At 61.5% G+C, this 18,282-nt stretch carries 14 protein-coding genes; 7 read left to right on the top strand and 7 right to left on the bottom strand.

The features are described 5' to 3' along the window. The first annotated feature begins 5 nt into the window (after nucleotides 1-5). The 4 genes from ACXJY8_RS13540 to ACXJY8_RS13525 all read left to right on the top strand — a co-directional run bounded on the left by ACXJY8_RS13540 (nucleotide 6) and on the right by ACXJY8_RS13525 (nucleotide 1,991). Nucleotides 6-359, top strand: coding sequence for a hypothetical protein (locus ACXJY8_RS13540; RefSeq protein ID WP_463769699.1), 354 nt, complete (start codon nucleotides 6-8; stop codon nucleotides 357-359). 42 nt (nucleotides 360-401) lie between these two features. Then, entirely contained in the window at nucleotides 402-626 is a 225-nt protein-coding gene (locus ACXJY8_RS13535; RefSeq protein ID WP_463769697.1) for a hypothetical protein, read from the top strand. 18 nt (nucleotides 627-644) lie between these two features. Then, complete coding sequence (locus ACXJY8_RS13530; RefSeq protein WP_463769695.1) at nucleotides 645-1,151, top strand: hypothetical protein; 507 nt, start codon at nucleotides 645-647, stop codon at nucleotides 1,149-1,151. Nucleotides 1,152-1,217: 66 nt separating this feature from the next. Beyond that, a complete protein-coding gene (locus tag ACXJY8_RS13525) occupies nucleotides 1,218-1,991 on the top strand; it encodes an abortive infection family protein (RefSeq protein ID WP_463769693.1) in 774 nt (257 codons plus the stop codon). A 233-nt stretch (nucleotides 1,992-2,224) separates the two neighbouring features. On the opposite strand, the gene ACXJY8_RS13520 is transcribed toward ACXJY8_RS13525, so the two are convergent. Beyond that, entirely contained in the window at nucleotides 2,225-2,743 is a 519-nt protein-coding gene (locus tag ACXJY8_RS13520; protein ID WP_463769691.1) for a hypothetical protein, read from the bottom strand. Between the two features lie 426 nt (nucleotides 2,744-3,169). Then, entirely contained in the window at nucleotides 3,170-3,445 is a 276-nt protein-coding gene (locus ACXJY8_RS13515; RefSeq protein WP_463769689.1) for a hypothetical protein, read from the bottom strand. A 1,420-nt stretch (nucleotides 3,446-4,865) separates the two neighbouring features. Here ACXJY8_RS13515 and ACXJY8_RS13510 point away from each other — a divergent pair. Further along, nucleotides 4,866-5,801, top strand: a complete 936-nt coding sequence (locus tag ACXJY8_RS13510) for a patatin-like phospholipase family protein (protein ID WP_463769687.1) — start codon at nucleotides 4,866-4,868, stop codon at nucleotides 5,799-5,801. A gap of 260 nt (nucleotides 5,802-6,061) precedes the next feature. On the opposite strand, the gene ACXJY8_RS13505 is transcribed toward ACXJY8_RS13510, so the two are convergent. From ACXJY8_RS13505 to ACXJY8_RS13495, 3 genes are all read right to left on the bottom strand, one after another. After that, nucleotides 6,062-7,927, bottom strand: a complete 1,866-nt coding sequence (locus ACXJY8_RS13505) for a mechanosensitive ion channel family protein (protein WP_463769685.1) — start codon at nucleotides 7,925-7,927, stop codon at nucleotides 6,062-6,064. Between the two features lie 123 nt (nucleotides 7,928-8,050). After that, the gene (locus ACXJY8_RS13500; RefSeq protein ID WP_463769683.1) at nucleotides 8,051-8,491 is read right to left on the bottom strand and encodes a YybH family protein; all 441 of its coding nucleotides are present in this window, start codon (nucleotides 8,489-8,491) and stop codon (nucleotides 8,051-8,053) included. A 252-nt stretch (nucleotides 8,492-8,743) separates the two neighbouring features. Continuing rightward, nucleotides 8,744-9,397: a hydrolase gene (locus ACXJY8_RS13495; RefSeq protein WP_463769681.1), complete on the bottom strand. Its 654-nt coding sequence runs from the start codon at nucleotides 9,395-9,397 to the stop codon at nucleotides 8,744-8,746. A gap of 146 nt (nucleotides 9,398-9,543) precedes the next feature. On the opposite strand from ACXJY8_RS13495, the gene ACXJY8_RS13490 reads away from it, so the two are divergent. Further along, nucleotides 9,544-10,416: a LysR family transcriptional regulator gene (locus ACXJY8_RS13490; protein ID WP_463769679.1), complete on the top strand. Its 873-nt coding sequence runs from the start codon at nucleotides 9,544-9,546 to the stop codon at nucleotides 10,414-10,416. Nucleotides 10,417-10,807: 391 nt separating this feature from the next. On the opposite strand, the gene ACXJY8_RS13485 is transcribed toward ACXJY8_RS13490, so the two are convergent. Next, the gene (locus tag ACXJY8_RS13485) at nucleotides 10,808-11,047 is read right to left on the bottom strand and encodes a DUF6894 family protein (protein ID WP_463769677.1); all 240 of its coding nucleotides are present in this window, start codon (nucleotides 11,045-11,047) and stop codon (nucleotides 10,808-10,810) included. 163 nt (nucleotides 11,048-11,210) lie between these two features. Beyond that, nucleotides 11,211-11,936: a Crp/Fnr family transcriptional regulator gene (locus tag ACXJY8_RS13480; protein ID WP_463769675.1), complete on the bottom strand. Its 726-nt coding sequence runs from the start codon at nucleotides 11,934-11,936 to the stop codon at nucleotides 11,211-11,213. Between the two features lie 688 nt (nucleotides 11,937-12,624). Between ACXJY8_RS13480 and ACXJY8_RS13475 the strand changes: the two genes are divergently transcribed. Beyond that, nucleotides 12,625-18,147, top strand: a complete 5,523-nt coding sequence (locus ACXJY8_RS13475) for a beta strand repeat-containing protein (protein ID WP_463769673.1) — start codon at nucleotides 12,625-12,627, stop codon at nucleotides 18,145-18,147. Nucleotides 18,148-18,282 lie beyond the last annotated feature (135 nt).

The following is an 18,282-nucleotide window of genomic DNA, read 5'->3' as shown; positions in this document are numbered from 1 at the left end:
AGAGCATGGCTGTTAGAACAACGAAGGCGCTGAAGACGGTTATGGCAGACCATCAAACCGCGGGGCCACTCCCTCTTGGGAAGGAGTTCAAGGTTGCGCACGGGGGTGATCCGGCCAAGGGCGGGGCCGCCACTCGGGAAAGGGCAGACAGGCGCGCCGCGGAACTGACCCCGATCGTCGCCGAGCTGAAGGCGGCTGGTCACACGTCCGTCCGCAAGCTCGCGGAGGCCCTGAGTGCACGCAGGGTGCCCACCGAACGCGGTGGTCCCTGGCAGGTGACGGGGGTGCAACGCCTCTTGAAGCGGATCGAGCGGTTCAAGCCCGTGGGGGACGAGTACGGAACGTCTGTTGATCCCTAGATACGAATTGAGGCGGTACTCGTCTCATGCTAATGACTAATCATGCAACGCTCGACCGTTCGCCAGAACCACATCACTCCCCGCCCTGCTCATCCCGAGCGGAACTCGACGTTCGTTGCGCCGGCGATCAAGCAACGCCAGGCGCGCAAGGCGATCGCGCTTCGGCTACGCTTGGTCGCGGCGGCAGCCGAAGCCGACAAGGGTCTGTTGGGGACGGATGTGACCGATATGTCGTCGAAGGACTTCATCGCGCTTCTTCGCCGCTGACATCAGCCGGTACGGGGAATGCCCGTTAACCTGAAGCTTGCGCATCTTGAGCAAAAGCCGAAAAAAATCATCCTAGCTCCAACGTTCCGCGATCCCGCGGGCTTGGCCCAGGTCACGGCATTTGCGAACGCTGTTGATTACATCCGTAAGTGCATCGCCAACGGAACGCCTCTGCGATCCACTTTCTACAGCAAGGGTGCCGGTAAAACGCCGGACTACATGCTGGCGAACTACGGCATCATGCATCTGCATCTTGGAAACTGGAACACCAATGAACTGCTCTGGCTGGTCCAGTACCCAGAGCACGTAGTTTTCCTCGAACTAAGCGACCACCGACCGTTTAGAACGACGCCGCCGGGCATCCTCATGCACAACTTCCACCTCCAGGGCATCCGGCTTCGCGAGAGTGAGATCGACCAGCAGACGGCGGCAGATCTTGCGGCTGGGAAGGCCCCACGGCTGACGTTCGGCATGAAGCGACGGCTCGGGCTGATCGCAAGGCCGAAGAACCCGTCGAGGAAGTAGGGGTCGGCTCGTAGATGGGGTTCGAAGCCATCTGCCAGCAGCACGGGTCCGAAGAGAGCCTCCCTCATGCCAAAACCGACCTCCGCCGAGCGGCGCGCTCTTGATGCCGTGTTTGGGATGTCCGGCGGCTACGTCTTGGACTTCGTCGATCGCACCATGGCTGAGTGGTTCGAAGAAGGGTTCGGCCTCGATATCCAATCGGGTGCCTATGACGCTGCCGGCTCATCGAAGGCCAAGCGCCTGCGCACCTTCATCGAAGTCGAGGACGGGCATACTGTCGGTGCAGTGCTGCGTGCGTTGTGGGTCTACGCCGAGGAGATGAAGGACCAGCGCGTCGATCCGCCGGGCGAGGCGGAAGTGGCCACGGTCTTCGCCTTCATCGACCGCATCGAGGCCTCAGAGGGGCGGCCACGCACAGACGCCCTAGAGAGGTTCAAACGCGATGAGACCCTCGACGAGCTGATCGCTGCCATCCAGCGCGACATCGCTGCCAACAAGCCGGCCCCTGCCCTAGACCGGCTGCACCTCTACTGCATGAAGAAGTTCGCCCACCTTCTCGACGAACGACGTATCCCGTGGGATCGGCAGGAGCCGTTGCATAGCCGCGTCGGCAAGTACGTGAAGGCGCTGGAGCGTGAGCGCGAGCTACGGCGGATCACGGTGAGGGTGCTCAAGAACGCGATCGGTATCCTCGACGACCTGAACGATGTCCGGAACAACCGCTCCTTCGCCCACGACAACGATCTCGTCGATGCAGCGGAAGCGCGGTTCATCTTCGACGCGGTCAGCTCCATCCTTCGCTTCGTGAAGAGCGTCGATACGGGGCGGTTTGGGAGCTGAGCAGCGCACCTAGCACACGGCTCCATCGTGAGGGTCCGTTAATCACCAGGGAGCGATGGGAGGCCTGATCCCCCCACTGACGGCCCCACCCAACTCCCTATAGTTAGCCCATCCAGGGGGGTGTGATAGGCGCCTGAAGATCAGCCGGTTTTAACGCGTGGTGATCCGGCAGTGAAACGGGTTACCCTAAACCGAGCGCCAGAGGTCCAAGGATAAGGCCCCGTCCACTTCCCCTAGTTCCGCAAAGCCATCTGCGCAGCAGAAACTTCAATCAATCTTGCTCCGACATATCCTTGAAATATACCTGGAAAAATCTTCGGTAAGAAGAAACCATTTATATGATAAGCTCCATTTGCAAATATTATAGGAGAGCTTTTAGATCCATCTTCAGGACTTACGGAAAGCTCCATGCCACCGTTGGGAAGCCCTTCGTAAAGAGGATTTCTTAGCGTCAGGACATGATAAGTATTTCCCTCTTCATCAGAAACCTCGGACAATATATCTTCTTGATCCATAGATACGCGCGCACGTACTCTCACTATATTATTTTCATTTTTGTAGACGAAGTCCGAAAATTCTTTCGCGTTCGCTTCGGTTACCTCGCCAACGAATTCCGGTATGCGTTTCTTCTTCGGCTGCCTCGGGAACAGCCATGTGAGAAGGGCCACTACGAGGGCGATGACCGCGACGATAACGCCAACGGTATCCCAACCAATCTGTATCAACGCGCACCTTCCTGTGCCTTCGACCACCAAGCATCATCTAATAGCTGTGACGGGGAGCGGAAGGCCGTCCTCAAGCTGGGTTAATGGGTCCTTAAACCTGAGCGGCGATGGTGGGACTATGGGGGATCAGACCCCCTCACGAATGGTCCCATTCAACCCCCATAGGCGCCCCCATGTCCGGCGACGCTGTCCGGTGGATGACCTACGCGGAGATTGCCGACGCCCTCGGGATCGGCAGCGACAGCGCACGCAACCTTGTGCGCCGGAAACGATGGGTGCGGCAGGCTGGCAATGACGGGCTCGCCCGCATCGGTGTCCCGCTGGAGCACCTGGAGGCCCACAGCAGTGGGGGGTCCGATGCCCCCGCCGATCTCCCCCTCGGTCCCCCTACCAATGAAGATACTGATTGGGGGGACCATAGCCGCCATGGAGGCCCATCTTGGCAGCCTCCAGTCAGAGGTCGCGCGCCTTGCCGCCCTCAACGTCACCGGACGGGCTGATCTCGAACGGGAACAGGGCAGGGGCGATGCCCTCGTGCGAGAGCTGGCAGAGGGACGGGAAACGCTGGCCACGGTCGCCGCTGCCCGTGATGTAGAAGCGGCACGAGCTGGGCAGGTCGCGGTGTTGAACGCCGTCCTGGACCTGGGGCGTACCCGCCTCGCGGAGGCTCGGCAGGAAGCCGACAGATGGAGAAGAACCCGCGAGAGCTCCCGGGGGGCTGGCGGCCATCGTAGCGCGCTTCCGACGCCCTTCGGCCGCCTGATCACGGCGGTGGGACAGCCTCCTGGGACACAGGCCAGCTCAGTGAACCCGGTTTCACCTGCAGCTCGAAGAGCTAGGCGGGGGCCGCTGTACGTCGCGTAGGGGACCAGAAGGCGGAATGACCAACACGGGCCAGTACACCGCCGAATTCCTGGCCACGGCCTTCGAGAACGCCGAACTGCGCCAACCCTCGCCGAGGTGCAGGACCAGTGTGTTGAGCTGGCCGTGGAAGCCGGCGAGCTGCACGCCGAAATCGAGGCGTTGCGAGCCCGTCTGGTCGAGGCTTAGCGGGATCGAGACCGGTGTCGGGCGGAAGCCGAACGGAGGATGACCGCCTGACCACGGAAGCGGAAAGGAGCGGAACGGGTGTTTTTCGGCCGTAACGCGGCGATAGGGGCGCAGCTCCACCCTTTGCGAGGGTAGGAGATCGAGCCCCTTTCAAAGCCCAAGGCTAGATGCGGGTCGGGTAGCTCGAAAAAGGGCCTACAGGAGCAGATCGGGGCGATTTCTCTTTCCCTCCCTTCATAGAGGGGAAAAAGATGGAAAGGGTGGCTTGAAAAAAGGGTACCCAGGAGGATCGGAGGAGGCCCTAGGGATCTCGGGTGCTTCAGGGGATGCACTAGGGGGAGGGGGCTCCCGCGGACTTGAAATAACGGTACCCCCCGCGATCTCGGTGCAACCGGTTTCACTGGACAGCCCAACGTCTGCAAGGGGTGGCAACCGGACCTTGATCCTTGATCCGGAAGCAGACGTTCCGCCTCCGACCCAACGCAGTCGTTCACGCGCGGCCGCGCTGATCCCGTAAGCGGACGTGTGATGGACCGCCCCTCTGGCTGCTTCGCGCTCATCCCGATCATTCAGCCGCCTCTCTCGGCTTCTCCAAAGCGGACATCGACACGCCTTGCCACTGATTGCAGTCGCGCGAGTGGCAGGTTGACAGGCGGGAAGACCCAAAAGTTCGCAGATGGCTGTACGTCAATTATTGCGCGGACCGGTTCTGCAATCCTTCATCCTCTCGCTCACGCAGCAGATCCGGGTCGGCGACCATAGACCACGCGGCGCTTCCGTTGAGCGCTCTCCGACCAGCACAAGCGACGGCGCCCCGTTCCTTATTTGGCGGAAGGGTGTCGCGCGATGAGGAACGTGACGCGGCAAGCGGCTGCTCGAATGCTGTAGCCAACCATCTTCCGCGCGAGATTTCCACCTTCCAATCCAGAGACTTAGATCCGCTCTGTCAGCTCGATCAATGAACCATTATGCTTGGACGACATCTCACATGCTTGCTCAGCAGGTCGATCGGGCAAGCTTGGCCTCAGCCAGCAGTTCGGGCACGGTAGGCGCTATTCGCTAGGAAGACGCCTCCGTGAATGGGAAATCAGGTCTGCGAATGGCCGTGTTTACGGCCAGCATCACTGTATTGCAGGGTTGCATCGCCCTGGAGCCGCGGCAGCCGCTTCCATCCGCCCTTTCGGTCGGTGCGCGCCCGGAAGGCTTCCCCGACAGCATTCGATTTTGGGGAGACGCGGTGACGCCTGATCTTCGAGCCGCGCTCACGCGGCAGTACGGGCAGCTGCGCAACACCTCCGTAGGAGGGCGGCAGACCGTCGCGACGCAGGCCAATTTCCTAGCTATCTCCGGGGGGGGAGGCGATGGGGCTTACGCGGCTGGCCTGCTCAAGGGATGGACCGAGCGAGGTACGCGGCCCGTTTTCGAGGTCGTGACCGGCGTCTCAACCGGCGCGCTCGCCGCGCCCTTCGCGTTCCTTGGGCCGGCCTACGACGATAGTCTCGCCGAGATCTACACGGCCTACGGCGATGACGACCTCTACCGCAGCAACGGTCCGCTCGGCCTTCTCGGCACGTCCATGAACGATACGGCGCCGTTGCGCCGCCTTATCGAGCGCTACGTCACGGATGACTTCCTCGACCGCGTCGCGGCCGAGGGACGGCTTGGCCGACGCCTGCTGGTGCAAACGACCAACCTCGACGCGCAACGCCCGGTCATCTGGGACCTCACGGCGATCGCTTCCGGCGATCGTAGCGCTCGACGCGAGCTGTTCGTACGGCTTCTCCTGGCCTCCTCCGCCATCCCCGCGGTGTTCCCACCGCAGCGCATCCGTGTGACTGCCGGAGACAGTCGCGACTACGACGAACTGCACGTGGACGGCGGCGTTTCTTCCCAGGTCTTTTTCGCTCCGCCACAGATGCGGCTTGAGAACGTCGAGCTGCGAACGTTCGGGCACACCCGTGCACGCACGCTGTATGTCGTCCGGAACGGCAAGCTGGGGCCGGAGTATCAAACCTCGGAGGAGAAGACGCTTTAGATCGCGAAGCGGTCCATCGCCGCCCTCATAAAGGGGCAGAGCCTCGCAGATCTCGGCAACTTGGCAAGAGCCGCACGCGCAAGTCGCACGCGTTTCCACTACAGCGCAATACCCGAGAGCTTCAACGGGGTGGCAGACGGAAACTTTGACCGTCGATACATGTCACAGCTCTACGAGGTCGGCCGTAGCGTGGGGCGCGACGGGCGCTGGTCGCAAACGAGTTCGGCGCCGAACTTCTGATGTCTGCCACTTCAATACCGTCAAGCGACTGGCCGGCTCGTGCCCAACGTGACATTCGCTGCGGCGGCATTCGACAGGACATGGCGTAGCAGTTCAGATCTCACACGTGCCTGGCTGCCGGGAACCGTGCGGATCGACACCCCGAACCGGACAGAGGTCTCCGACAGTGCCATCGCCCCCAGAAAACGCGGTGTCGCTATCAGCAATGATTCAAGGTCTGCATCCGCTTCGACCGCGTCGATCGCCGCTCTGATGACGTCCGCGGCCGCCTCGTATGACACGCCGGGCGACACGAAGACCGGCACCTCCAGACCGGCCCAATCCCGCGAGAAGTTCGTGACCGCCTTAAGCTCGCCGAACGCGACGGTGTGCATGTGCCCATTGTCATCGCGCAGCCGCACAGAGCGCAACGAGAACGCCTCGACTTGGCCTTGCAGGCTGCCACTCTCGATGGTCTCGCCGACACGGAACGCATCATCCAGCAACAGAAACAATCCGGCGATGACGTCGCGCACCAGGGCCTGTGCGCCGAAACCGATGGTTAGGCCAACGACGCCCGCGCCCGCGAGGAGCGGCCCGATCCGCAAGCCGAAGGTCGAGGCCATACTCAGGGCTGCCGTGGCCGCTAGGGCGACGAGCACCCCTGTTCGGAAGGCCGGCAGGACAGTGGCGAGGCGATCCGCACGCCGGTCTTTTCCTACGCGAGCGAGACCGCGGTCGATCAGGCTGCTGATGATTTGCCACGCGAGATCCGTCCCGAGCAGGATCAGTAAAGCGGACCCGATCTCGGCCGTCATCGGTAAGCCCAAAGCCCCCTCCGCACCGGGACGGCCTTCGACTAGAAGGAGCAGAGCCGCGATGAAGGCGATATTGCGCGCCGCGCGCGCAACGATACGCTCCTCACGGCTGAACGTGCCGGAGCGATTCGGGCCGAACGCGATCGTCCGGGCTGCATCGCCCAGCACGAGGGACAGAGCCGGCGCTAGGCCCAGCACCAGGACAGCCCAGGCAGCTCCGGAAAGACCGGCCTGCGCCAGCAACCACGAGATCGCCGGAACAAGCGCCATGGCAACAGCGGCCGGCCGCGGCGCGCGGTGGTCCGCCCCTCGTGAGGATAGGACGACCGCACCGATCGCGAAGGGCACCAGCAATGCGGTGAGCAGCAACGTCGAATGCGCGACGGCATCGGCAACGGTCGCGTCGGCGCCACCCAATCGCAGCATGGCCGACCATAGGAGGCCCGCAGCCGCGACGAAGGCTATGGCTGTTGCGCCCCGTTGCGCACGCCACGCCGCGACTGTCGACAGGGCGACGAGGCGAAGCCGTGCACCGCCGGGGGCGAGCAGGAAGCGGCCGACCACGCGGGCGCTGCGCACTGCGACGATGGCCAGGAGCGCGTTGAGGGCCATGACGCCTGCCGCGCCCTGGGGTGCGGCGACGAGATAGGAAAGGCAGGAACCGGCCGCGAAGCAGACGACGAGACTCTGAGCGAACAGGAGGCGCTGTGCCTGCGCGGCGGCCCTCTGGCGCAGTGTCGCAAGAGGACTATCGGCGATCCGCCGCATCCAGACAGCGGACCAGCGCCAGAACAGCCGCTCGGCGAGCCACCCACCCAGCCAGAGTAGGCTGAGCCGAGTGACGAGCCCTCTCGGCGTCGTGCGCTCATCGGCGACGAGCATCGCCGCAGCTCGGCCAGTCGCTTCGCGGACGTTCGCCACGGCCGCGAACAGATCGTCCGACCGATCGCGGATCGTGTTCAGACGCTGGTCGATCTCGCGGCTAAGTGAGAAACCGCCGAGGTCGGGTGTGGAGTTCTGCGCGGGCGATGCTGTTGAGAACGCCGAGAGGACGGCGATGATCGTTAGGCGCCCTTGCCAGGACTTCATCAAGGATCACCTACCACGCCTGATCACGACCACGATGGACTGGACGGAATTGCTGACGGGCAAGATCGCGGTCCAATCCACCGCACGTGCTTCCTTGGCCTTACAGACGTTGCAGACCCTAGACTATTGGGGCAGCGGATTCGTTGTTGCGAACGAATAACGTGCAATCTTCCACGCGTCGCCATGTACCTTGTGCAGAATAAATAGCTCGTGGTTAGCGTCGGGAACGCGCTGTTTGATGGCGTTGACAGTTATGTGCCCGTTCGAACTGGTGCGAGCGAAAGCCCAGTCCGGCGCGACCTGCACGACCTCCTCGACCGTTAACTCGGTATCGAAGGTGATCGTCTGAAAAATGCCGTTGTAGGCAGCCCGTATTGCATCAGCGCCGACTGTCGAAGGGTTGTTCGGAGCCATGAAGACGCCATCGGGCGTGAATACGCTCATCACTCTGTCTGGATCCGAGGCGTTCAGCGCCGTCTCATAGGCGAGAAGTACGTTCTCGATGTCGGTTTGGACTGCTGCGGCATCTGTGTTTCTGATTGCCGAGTTCGCGAGTTTCTTCATAGGCTTGCATCCTTCTCCAATTTAGGGTCGTGATTTTCGGATTCAGATTCGCGGTGTTCCCCCGAGTCGCATTGGGGCTGTGAAGCTGTGTTGCGGGTTCCGGAACGCCGCACGCCGTGGTCGGAATCGGTGAGCTGCGGTATCCGTCGTCCCCCTTGAGCGCGGACCTGCGGCCTCGTCGCGTTAGCGAGTCCACCGTGGCACAGCCACTGGATCAGGCCCGCCTTCGCCAAGGAGCTTCCCGTGCGCGGATCAGCTTGCAGCGCTCGGGACCGGCGTGTTCAGCAGCTGTTGCTCCCAAAGATATGCGATCCCGCAACCTGCCGCGTGTTGCTTGAGGACTTCGGTAACCCCGACTGCCGTGTCCAGCCGGGCCCAGTCGCGCTGCCATTCGGCCATCACCGCCAGCCAGGTCATCATATTCACGCCGGCGCGGATCATGCGCTGAATAGCGACCTCGTGGGCCTCGATCGAGACACCGCCGCAGGCGTCGGTGACCACCGTGACGTCCCACCCTTCGCTGGCCGCCTGAATAGCCGGCATCGCGACGCAGACTTCGGTCCAAAGCCCCGCGATAGTCAGCTGCTTGCGATCCGTCGCCTTGACCGCGTCCACGACCTTCTCATCCTCCCAAGTGTTGATAAGTGTTCTGTCGATCACCTCCTGGCCCGCAAAGACTTCGGTCACCTGAGGAAAAATGACCCCACCCCGGTCGGCAAGCACGCTCGTCAGGATGGTCGGAACGTCAAACACCTTCGCGGCCTTCGCCAGAGCCGTTGTGTTGTTGACCACCATGTGCGGATCGTGGCTGTTCAAGCCCGCGAGCTGATATGGCTGGTGATCAATCAGGACGAGGATCGAGTCTTTCGGGCGAATGAGCGATGCAAGGCCATTGCGAACGGTCATGACGATCCTTTGCTGCCGTCGAATAAGATCGAGTTCGGAGAGACGTGCGCCGCCTGAGGCGATGCCGGACCGACAGTGCCCTTGCGCTTTGCGCTACGGTAGCGTCGGTTAAGGACACACTGTGTCGCGGAATCGGGAACGCCGCATTGGACATCGAAGAGCTGAGAACCTTTGTGGAGCTTGCGGATGCTGGAGGCGTAACACCCGCGGCACGGCGCCTTGGTGTCTCCAAATCGATCGTGAGCCGTCGGCTAGCGCGTCTCGAGGCCGACCTGGGCGTGCAGTTGCTCGCCCGGACCACCCGAGGCGCTGCGCTTACGGAAGCGGGAGCGACGTTCCGGGATCATGCGGCCAAAGTCTGCGCCGAGATCGATAGTGCTAAGGAAGCGATCCTGCCTGCTGGGGACGTTCGTGGTCGGTTACGGGTCGCCGCGCCGCTCTCCTTCGGCCCAACCCACCTTGCGGCCGTCTTCGCGGATATGGCTCGCCGTCACCCGCATCTTCAACTTCAAGTCTGCTACAGCGACCGCTTCGTAGATCTCGTCGCCGAAGGCTTCGACTGCGCGGTGAGGCTTGGTCATCTTCAAGACTCAAACCTGATCGCTCGGCGCGTTGGTCCCATCTACGGTAAGCTTGTCGCCAGTCCGGACTATATCAGTGCCCACGGCGCGCCCGAGACGCCCAACGAGCTGCTCAACCACCAAGCTCTCATGCAGGGCACCGAAGCCTGGCAGTTCATGGATGGCCAAAAGACCATCACCATCCGTCCGCAGGGAAGATTCAAAGCCGACAACGGGACCGCACTGGTCGCCGCTGCAACGGCCGGGCTGGGGATTGCTTATCTTCCGGAGAGGCTCATCGAGCAGCAACTCGCGTCCGGAGCGCTTGTCCCCGTCATGAGCAGCTACCCGATCCCGCCGGCAGGATTATTCGTCGTTCGGCCTCCTAGTCAGCATCCTGTGCGAACGGTGCGGATCCTCACTCAGATGCTCATCGAGTGCTTTGATAAGACGTCTTAGAGCCGGAACTCTGCGCGCAATCTCGGAGGGAGGTTCCGGCCCTGCTGGGCGGAGGCAGTGCTGCAATCTATCGAGAGCCGGGTGTTCGAAATCGGCCATTCTGCTTAAGGCCAGGCTCGGTCGTTCGGAATCGATCAGAATGCCGGCAAGCAGACCTTCCGAAGCACCGAGAAGGGTCGTAAGCGGTCCCACCGACTATGTCCGCTTGGATGCACACGCCGTTCGGAAGCGGACGAGCAGGAAACCACCCATCCCAGACGTAGCTCATCCTCTAGCAAGCTACCGCGGAGCAGACCTTCCGAGAGGCTCTGAAGGGTCGATAGCAACCTGAACGATGTGTCGGGTATCCGGTAGTTTACCAGACATATAAAGTTTTAGGCGCTGAGTCTTATCACCGAACGAGCCAAGTACCGACATATGAAAGTGCGGCTGAGTAGATGGAACGTCCCTCCTCGTCAGTGACCATTACTGTGAAGGCTTGATGCTCGCCATCCGCTGGCACCGCACTGGCTGCGATGAGGGGCAGTAATTTTTTCGCCTCCTGAGCAGCCTCATCCGGACCGGCAAGTTCCGTCCCTTCTTCATCGCGCGTCATTACACGATCATACGTGTCAAAGAAGTAGCGAGGCACAAGGTTCTCCGAATGCATCCGGCAAAAACACATAGGTCTCGCAAACGCACGCGCCAGGGAGGGAAAACAAATTTATTTGCGCTCCCGAAACAACGGGATCAAGCAACCGATTAAGTGCTTACCTCCCCTCGTACAGCGGGATTGATAACGCGACTGCGTGTCTTCAGGTACCTGTTAGCTCGGAGCCGAGGTGAAGATATCGAGGATTGAACTCTGAGAAGGCTGTAAGGGCTTTCAAGTTCAAGATATTTACGTGCTTGTCTCTAAATTCTACAAGCTTTTCACCCCTTAGCCTTTGAAGCATACGATTGACGTGGACCGTAGAAAGTCCGGTTGCATCGCCAATGTCAGCTTGGGTCAAGGGTAAGTCGTAACTTTCCTCTCGAGAAAGACCAACAGCTTGGAGGCGCATTAAAAATTCACAAAATAAATGTCCGACTTGTTTTTCAGCCGAACGACACTTTGCAGAGATGAGCCATTCACGCAAGATGCTTTCATCTAACAGGCTCATCCAACGAAAACTTTGGTCCAAAATAGGATGGCTCGAAAGGGTGCTATTTAATGCTTCGCGTGGGATTTGGATTATCTCGCAATCGCTGAGAGTTCGGACTGAGTAGTCGACGGATCCGAGGAGATGTGCGTTGAGATCGCAAAAGTCTCCCGGTATCAAGAAGCTCAGGATCAAACGAGTACCGTCCGCTAAGGCTTTGTAGCGACAAGCGAAACCACTGTAGATGAGGTGCGCATGGTCAGGCGCATCTCCTTCCAGGATGAAACTGTTTCGAGCGCGGACGGGTGCGACATGGACTTTTAGGTCCTCCAGCGCTGCCCTGGCGGCCTTCGAAATCGTGAAGCGGCGTTCGAGCTTTTTTATCAGGGGAGCAAGCATGCTTTTGGGTGCGAAGGTCAGGACGTGATCAATGCTATAAATACGCCTTAATCAGAAACATCAAGTCGATATTTAATTTCCGATTGCTATTACAAATTGTTGTGATCAGAATACTTCGATCTTATGTTAATTTTAGAAGTAAAAATTTGCTTGTAAAATAGTATTCATTATATTGTAGATGTTGTTCGGAATTAATTCATGGCTCAAATTATACGTGAGTTGTGCGTATTTTATTGGTTTTCTAATTAAAACTTATTAGTTACTAAATTTCATAGTTTTGATAAATCTACTTTTTTTAAGAGAAGAAACAAAAAGATTTTTTACGTTCAGCAAGCTCGTACACAAGCTCCTGAAGCGAATTATGAATTCAAATAGCTGGCGTCGAGCCTGAATTTTCGCTCCTTCTGTGACTTATCATACAATTCTCTGGCGTGGACTTTCTAGAGACTGACAGGCGCGTGTTGCAATCTTGCCAAGCGATTTCAGCTTGAAGCGAAGATTGCATCTACATTTCTCACATTATATTTTTGTTAACCAACTGTGTTATTAACTTCGATCATATCACAAATTGGTGACTCGGTCGATGATACGGATTGGGACAGTCAACGCTGACAAAGTTGGACCGCAGGATGAGATTTGGGCTGGACGTATAAGTCCGTTCCACGGACTTATCCTCTCATCGACGAGCTTGTTTGCGTTGCTATGCGCCACCTCTGCTCAGGCGCAGTCAAGTTCCCTTATCGATGTCTGTGCCGGGCTGTCCGTTCGCTTGCCTCACCTGACATCACCGACGCCGATCACAAATTCCTTCAGTCTCGTAAATGGACTTACCTCGACGCTTACGGGGTTGGTCGGTGACATCAATCAAGGGATTGTTGCACCCCTCTCTGATGTCACCCTGCGCGTGGGTGTTCTCGACGCAAACGGTAATCTGATCAGCGCGAACAGCCCCAGCGCTTGCAACCTGAGCGCTTCAACCCTGACCCTTAATTCCAACAAGGGCCTCGCGATTGGTGGCGGGCGCATCACCGGTCTGGGCAGTCTCACCGGCACAGTGGCGAACGCTGGCGACGTCACATCCATCGCGCTCGGCAGTGGCTCTACCACGGCCACGGCGAAGACCGACGCCATCGCGCTGGGATCAAGCGCCAGCGTAACCGCTAATCAAGCGCTCGCGATCGGTTTGCGCGGTAGCGTCAGTGCCGATGATGGCATTGCGCTCGGCACCGACGCGCGCAGTACGGCTGTTGCAGCTCTCGGCCTCGGTGCACGAAGCAACGCGAGCGTCGCAGGCGCTGTGGCGCTCGGAAGCGGTTCCATCGCAAACCGCTCAGGTCTGGCCGGAACTACGGAAGCCTTTAGCGGCGTCACGGTTACATCGACCAGCGGCGCAGTGTCGGTGGGGGATGCAGGTACCGAGCGGCAGATCGTCAACGTCGCGGGTGGGACGAAGCCAACCGATGCCGTCAATTTGCGGCAGCTCTCTGGTGTCGGCAGCAATCTCGCCAATGGACTTGGAGGCGGTGCCAAATTCGATGCCACCACGGGGCTGTTCACGGCGCCGAGCTTCACCATTCAAGGCAGCTCCTACAACAACGTCGGTGGAGCCCTCGGTGCGCTCGACCTTCGCCTGACTGGCAACACCACGGCAATCTCGACCACGGCGGCGAACCTGCAGACCCTGCAGGATCAGGTCACCGGCCTGCCCAACCACGTTCAGCAGGATGCCGTCACGCGCACGCTGACGATCGGAAAGGGTACCGACGGAACGCTCCTGAGCATTTCCGGGCTCAGCGGAGACCGTCGTGTCAGCGGCGTGAGTGCGGGCCTCAACGGCAATGATGCGGTCAATCTCACGCAGCTCCGCGCCTCAGGCCAGTCCCTTGCATTATCCCTGGGGGGCGGCGCCAGCTTCGATGCCGTGACGGGCAGCTATCAAGCTCCAGGTTACAGCATCGGCGGAACCTCGTACGCTTCGGTCGGCGGGGCTCTGGGGGCCCTCGATACCCTGTCGGTGCAGTATGTCCCCGGAAGCAACGGCACGGCGACCGCTTCGATCGACCTCAGTAAGGGCGGCATGCTTGGCGCCGTTGGCATCCATGGCTTGGCGCCCGGCCTTGTCGCCAGTGGCTCAGGCGACGCCATCAACGGTGCGCAGCTCTACGCCACCAACCAACAGGTTGCTTCAAACACCGCGGGTCTTACCAGCCTGCAGAACGTCATCGGCAGCAGTTCCCTCGGCCTCGTCAGCCAGGATCCGACCAGCCGCACCCTGACGCTGGGCGCGGCTACGGATGGCACGCGCGTCAGCGTCGCTGGGACGCTTGGTGCGCGTCAGGTCAGCGGGATCGCATCCGGAACCGTTAGTGCTAATTCGACGGATGCCGTGAACGGAGCGCAGCTCAACGCGACGAACCAGGCGCTAGCAGGCAACGCTGCGGCCGTCACCAGCGTACAAGGCCAGCTCACGAGTACGACCACCAACCTCAACGCCTCGTTGAGCACCTTGCAAGGTCAGCTCGGGACCACGGCAACGTCGTTGGCGAGTACCACGGGCGATCTCACCACCCTGCGCTCCGGCGTGCAGAACGGAACGATTGGTCTCGTACAGCAGAACGCAATCACCCGCGAACTCTCGGTCGGCAGTAGTAGCGATGGTGGCCGGATCAACCTTGCCGGGACCTCAGGCCCTCGACTGGTCACAGGGGTGGCCGCTGGTAGCATGGCGGCCGGCTCGACTGATGCGGTCAATGGCGGACAGCTCGCGGCGACGAACCAGGCCGTGGCCGGCAATGCCGCCGGTCTCGCCAGCCTGCAGGGTCAGGTGAGTGCCCACACGAGCGAGATTGCCAACAACGCCGCGAGCCTGACCACGCTCCAGGGTCAGACCACGACGAACACGAGCGGTCTGGCCAGCACTGCGAGCAGCCTTGCCAATCTGCAGCTTGGACTGGCCAACGGCAGCGTCGGCCTCGTGCAGCAGAATGGCGTTGCCGGAACCGTCACGGTTGCCGGTGATACGGGCGGGAGCCTCGTCAATGTTGCCGGCCGCAGCGCCGATCGTCGTGTGACCGGCGTTGCCGCCGCGACGGGCGCTAACGATGCCGTCAACCTGGCGCAGCTCAACACCATCGTGGCAGGGATCGGCGGCGGTGGCGTGACGGCCCTCGCCAGCAACAATCTCTCGGGTCTTACTTTGCCACAAGCGATGGGGCGCGATGCTGTCAGCCTCGGCTACGGCTCCCTGGCCACAGGTACCCGCAGCGTCGCGCTCGGTGCAGGCTCAATCGCCGATGCCGCCGACACCCTGTCGGTCGGAACCACGGCTGCAACGCGCCGCATCGTCAACGTCAGCGATGGGACTGTATCCGCTAGCTCAAGCGATGCCGTCACCGGGCGGCAGCTCTACGCAGCCAACGAGGCCCTGGCACTGACCGCTGGCCGGGTCGCAAGCGTGCAGGGAGGGCTCGCCAGCCTTGGCCAATCTTTGGGTGGGGGGGCTGCCTTCGACGCTGCCACTGGAACGTTCACGGCTCCTACCTTCACGGTTGCCGGGCTTGGCTATGGCACCGTCTCAGGAGCCATTGGGGCCCTCGATCAGCGTACAGGCCTGAACAGCACCGACATCACGGCCCTGCAGCGCGCCAGCTCGGCCAATGCCGTCACGGTCACGAGCCTCCAGGGACAGGTGACGACGAACACGACCAACCTGACAGGCGTAACAGCGAACCTGGCCAGCCTGCAGACCGGCATCGCCAGCGGTACCCTAGGGCTCGTGCAGCAGGATCCGACGAGCCGCAATCTCAGCGTCGGCGCGACCACGAACGGCACCCAGATCAGTTTGTCCGGAAACGCGGGTGATCGGCGCGTCACGGGCGTCGCCACGGGCCTGAGTGCCAACGATGCCGTCAATGTCGGCCAGCTCAGCGCAGCCTTGACGAACCTAAGCACAGGCAGTTCACCGGGTATTGCCATCAACGGTCAATCCGGCCTGCCGATCGCCGCGGCCACGGGAGGCGACGCCGTTGCCTTGGGCTACGGTGCCTCGGCAGGCGCAACGCGCTCGGTCGCGCTCGGCAGTGGCTCGGTGGCGACGCAGGCTGATACGGTCTCGGTCGGGGCCGTGGGAACTGAGCGCCGCATCGTCAACGTGGCCGGTGGCACGATCGCAGCGGGCTCCACCGATGCAGTCAATGGAGGACAGCTCTACAGCACCAATCAGCAGGTGGGCACGATCTCGACCTCGCTGACCGCACTCCGCGGCAGCCTGGACGATGGCACGATCGGTCTCGTGCAGCAGAACGTCACCAGCGGCAACATCACGGTGGCGGCAGGCACCGGCGGCAGCGTCGTCGATCTCAACGGCTCGCAGGGCACCCGGAAGCTGACCGGACTCACCGCTGGCACGACCGGCAGTGATGCGGTGAACGTTGCTCAGCTCAACGCGGCGGTGACGGGGGTGGGCGCGCGCATCGGCGATTTGCCGCTAGCCGCGAGCAATCAGTCCGGTTTGGCGACGCCGTCCGTCACCGCACGCGATGCCATCGCGCTGGGCCAGGGCGCAAAGGTCACGGCGGACCGCGCCATTGCTCTTGGGAACGGCTCGCTTGCAGATCAAGCCGATACGCTCTCGGTTGGCCGTGTCGGGGCCGAACGGCGCATCGTTCATGTTGCCAGCGGCGGTTTGAGCAGTGCTTCGACCGATGCCATCAACGGTGGTCAGCTCTTTGCCACCAACACGCAGCTGGCCGGTATGCTCGGCGGCGGAGCCCGCTTCGATGCCGCGGCTGGATGGACGGGGCCGAGCTACACCATCCGCGGCAGCACCTACGCGGATGTTGGCAGCGCCCTGAGTGCTGTCGATACGGCTCTGGCCCGGAACAGCTCGGAGATCGGTGCGGTGACGCAGAAGCTCGCTTCGCTGCCGGGCGGTACGGGCGGGGGAGGGGTTACGGTACAGCCAACGAGCACGGGCGGATCCGTCAACGTCGCGGCACAGGTCGGAGGCACGGTCGTCAACGTGTCCGGCATAGAGGGACCGCGTCAGGTCAGCGGTGTCGCCGACGGCAAAGCCGCTGGTGATGCGGTCAACCTTGGCCAGCTCAACACGACGGCGCAGGCTGTCGAGACCAAGCTTCAGGACTTCCCCGTACGGGCAAACAACAGCCGAGGTGCGGCAAAGCCGGTAGCGACCGGCACCGATGCCTACGCGAGTGGGTATGGAGCCAAGGCCATCGGAAGCGCGAGCGTTGCCGTGGGGTCTATGACCAACTCACGCGGCGTTGCGACCACCACCATCGGAAACGACAGCGATGCCATCGCCGACCGAACGACCGCGGTGGGCGCCAGCAGCATGGCGAGTGGCGTCGACAGCGCAGCTTTCGGACAAGGAAGCCAGGCGATGGCAGCTGCAGCGACAGCGATCGGCACGGCTTCTCAAGCGACTTGGGATGGAGCCACGGCCATCGGCTACGGCGCACGGGCCGTGGCCGATCCAACGACCGCTGTCGGCTTCAACACCCTGGCCAGCGGGAACGAAGCCTCGGCGTTTGGCGCCTTTGCCAGTGCAACAGGCGAGAACAGCACGGCGTTGGGTCGCTCAGCCAACACGAGCGGCGCGGGTGCTACAGCCATCGGCGTCAATGCCAGCGCTGAAGGCACAGACGCCGTTTCCCTCGGCCGAGGTGCCGTGGCCAAGCAGGACAACGCAATGGCAATTGGCGCTGGTGTGACCACGACGCGAACCAACCAGGTTGCGATTGGAACCCAGCGCAACAGCTACACCCTGGCGGGTGTCGGCTCGGCTCAGAGCAGGGCAGCGCAGACGGGCTCTACAAACTTCGTGACGGCTGATGCCTCCGGCAATCTAGCAACCTCCGACTATGGACCGGGCCATATCGCGAACCTGGCAAACCAAGTTGGTGCCTTGGGCGCGCAGATCAGCGGTGTCAGTCAGTACGCCACAGCCACGCGTCGAGAAGCACGTCAGGGCATTGCTGCTGCCATGGCGATGACCTCAGCCTCGATGCCTTCGCAGCCGGGCAAGACAAGCTGGACGGTCAACAGCGCCACGTTCCGAGGCGAGTGGGCCGGCGGCATCGGGCTAGCACATCGGCTCGACACCGCAATCCCGATCGCGCTGACCGCCGGCTATAGCTACAGCCAGGCCAATCAACAGGGCGTGCGGGCGGGCCTGGCGGGCGAATTCTAGAAAGACCGTCGCAAGGTGTTCATCCGGAAGCAGACGAGCCGGCTTCCATCCAACCCGGACGTAGATCATCCTCCACCAAGCTGCCAAGAAGCGAACCTTCTGAGGGTCCGCAAAGGGTCGGAAGCGGACCATGCG

It is taken from the genome of Methylobacterium sp. TK31 (genome assembly GCF_055361545.1).
This window is presented reverse-complemented; position numbering and strand designations above follow the sequence as displayed.

Bases quoted from the DNA above. Each gene is read 5' to 3' on its own strand.
- ACXJY8_RS13495 (WP_463769681.1), bottom strand. From the start codon at position 9,397: ATGACCGTTCGCAATGGCCTTGCATCGCTCATTCGCCCGAAAGACTCG.
- ACXJY8_RS13540 (WP_463769699.1), top strand. From the start codon at position 6: ATGGCTGTTAGAACAACGAAGGCGCTGAAGACGGTTATGGCAGACCAT.
- ACXJY8_RS13535 (WP_463769697.1), top strand. From the start codon at position 402: ATGCAACGCTCGACCGTTCGCCAGAACCACATCACTCCCCGCCCTGCT.
- ACXJY8_RS13505 (WP_463769685.1), bottom strand. From the start codon at position 7,927: ATGAAGTCCTGGCAAGGGCGCCTAACGATCATCGCCGTCCTCTCGGCG.
- ACXJY8_RS13515 (WP_463769689.1), bottom strand. From the start codon at position 3,445: ATGGCCGCCAGCCCCCCGGGAGCTCTCGCGGGTTCTTCTCCATCTGTC.
- ACXJY8_RS13530 (WP_463769695.1), top strand. From the start codon at position 645: ATGCCCGTTAACCTGAAGCTTGCGCATCTTGAGCAAAAGCCGAAAAAA.
- ACXJY8_RS13500 (WP_463769683.1), bottom strand. From the start codon at position 8,491: ATGAAGAAACTCGCGAACTCGGCAATCAGAAACACAGATGCCGCAGCA.
- ACXJY8_RS13510 (WP_463769687.1), top strand. From the start codon at position 4,866: ATGGCCGTGTTTACGGCCAGCATCACTGTATTGCAGGGTTGCATCGCC.
- ACXJY8_RS13525 (WP_463769693.1), top strand. From the start codon at position 1,218: ATGCCAAAACCGACCTCCGCCGAGCGGCGCGCTCTTGATGCCGTGTTT.
- ACXJY8_RS13480 (WP_463769675.1), bottom strand. From the start codon at position 11,936: ATGCTTGCTCCCCTGATAAAAAAGCTCGAACGCCGCTTCACGATTTCG.